Source organism: Mycobacterium sp. TH-M82 (assembly GCF_057473605.1).
This window is the reverse complement of the sequence record NZ_JBYCKY010000689.1, coordinates 1-1,729: the sequence shown is the minus strand read 5'-3', so window position 1 is coordinate 1,729 and position 1,729 is coordinate 1. Positions and strand designations below refer to the sequence as shown.

General features: G+C 68.0%; 3 protein-coding genes. 1 reads left to right on the top strand and 2 read right to left on the bottom strand.

The genetic code is table 11. From position 1 onward, the window contains the following. Positions 1-487, top strand: a 487-nt coding sequence (locus AC2VON_RS20305) for an aldo/keto reductase (protein ID WP_486954530.1), incomplete at its 5' end; no start/stop codon positions are given. A 44-nt stretch (positions 488-531) separates the two neighbouring features. Here AC2VON_RS20305 and AC2VON_RS20300 read toward each other — a convergent pair. Together AC2VON_RS20300 and AC2VON_RS20295 are read right to left on the bottom strand one after the other, a co-directional pair. After that, entirely contained in the window at positions 532-1,251 is a 720-nt protein-coding gene (locus tag AC2VON_RS20300; protein ID WP_486954529.1) for an HNH endonuclease family protein, read from the bottom strand. Then, positions 1,248-1,729: helicase-related protein (locus tag AC2VON_RS20295; protein ID WP_486954528.1), on the bottom strand; the 482-nt coding region annotated here is incomplete at its 5' end. The genes AC2VON_RS20295 and AC2VON_RS20300, both read right to left, overlap by 4 nt.

The following is a 1,729-nucleotide window of genomic DNA, read 5'->3' as shown; positions in this document are numbered from 1 at the left end:
GGCCATGTACGTCGACAGCTTCGGTGGGCTGATCCAGGCGAAGCTTGCCGGGCTGGTCCGTTCGATCGGCGTGTGCAACTTCACCGAGGAGCACCTGTTGAACGTCATCGAACTGACCTTCCAAACCCCGACGGTCAACCAGATCGAGCTGCACCCGCTGCTCAACCAGGCCGAGCTGCGCACAGTCAACGCCGGCCACAACATCGTCACGCAGGCCTACAGCCCGCTCGCGGTGGGCCGGTTGCTGGATCACCCGACGGTGACCTCCATCGCCGGCGAGTACAACCGCACCCCCGCGCAGGTGCTGATCCGGTGGAGCCTGCAACTGGGCAACGTGGTGATCGCGCGATCGGCGCAGCCCGAGCACATCGCCGGCAACCTGGACGTCTTCGACTTCGAGCTGGCCGCCGAGCACATGGACAGCCTGGGCGGGCTCAACGACGGCACCCGGGTCCGTGAAGACCCGCTGACCTACACCGGTAGCTGAACCTACCGGCGACCGTCAATCTCACGGCGGTGCATCGTTTCGCGCTATCGGTCGGGACATGTCGCCGCGACCCGGCGCAAGGTGTCTGCCGACGGCTGGTCGAGGCGCAACGCGTAGCCCCGCAGCACCGCGATGTAGGCGACGGCGTACTGACAACCGAACGCGGTGTTGGGCGGCATCCACAGCGCGGGCTCCGCGTCGCCCTTGTCCTGGTTGGGCCTCCCGGCGACCGCCAGCAGGTTGGCGGGGTCGTTGGCGAACCGCAGCCGTGTGGCGTACGGCCAGCCGGACGCGCCCATGTCCCAGGCGTAAGCCAGTGGGACGATGTGGTCGATCTGCACCGACTCGCCGATCTTGGCTCCGCGGGTGAACGCGACGGTGGCGTTGGTGTACGGGTCGCGCAGGGTGCCGGTGGCGACGGCATCGGGGCAGCGTTTGGTTGACACGTGGGTGACGTCGACGAGGTCACGGTTGAGGATGTCGTCGCGGGTGTCACACCCGTTGTGCCCGCCGGGCGCATCGTTGTCGTCGTCCCACGCGTCGCCGAACGCCGCTCGACGGTAATCGTGGCGGCGGATGCGCTCCGGGACCACCGCGATTCCGGCCAGGACGTCACTGCCGGACTGCACCGTCGGCGGGCCGGCCTGCGCGACGAACTCCCGACTGCGGTGACCACGGTTTCCCGTCGTCGACACCGTCTGATAGGCGACCAGCACCGCGAGCGCGGCCAGCACGCCCAGCCACAGCAGCACTTTGCGGTTCATGCTTTGTCCAGGTACTCGATGCGGTCGGTGTCGGTGAAATACGCTGCCAGCAAGGCTAATCCGGGGTCTGCGGCGTTATCGGCCCAGGCCGTGGCGCAAAACGCCCGGGCTGCCTCGATGACTTCGGCGTGCTCGGTCAACGACAGCAGCTTCAGGGCGCCCCGCCGGCCGGACTGGATCTGGCCCAACACATCCCCTTCCCCACGCTCGAGCAGGTCCAGGTCGGCCAGCACGAACCCGTCCAGGGTGTCTGCGACGGCCTGTAGCCGCCGGCCGGCCTGGGAACCTTCGGCGGCCCTGGTCACCAGCAGGCACAGGCTCTGATGCGCGCCGCGGCCGATCCGGCCCCGCAGCTGGTGCAGCTGGCTGATGCCGAACCGATCGGCGTCGACCACCAGCATCACGGTGGCGTTCGGTACGTCGACGCCGACCTCGATGACGGTGGTGCATACCAGCACGTCGATGTTTCCGGACCGAA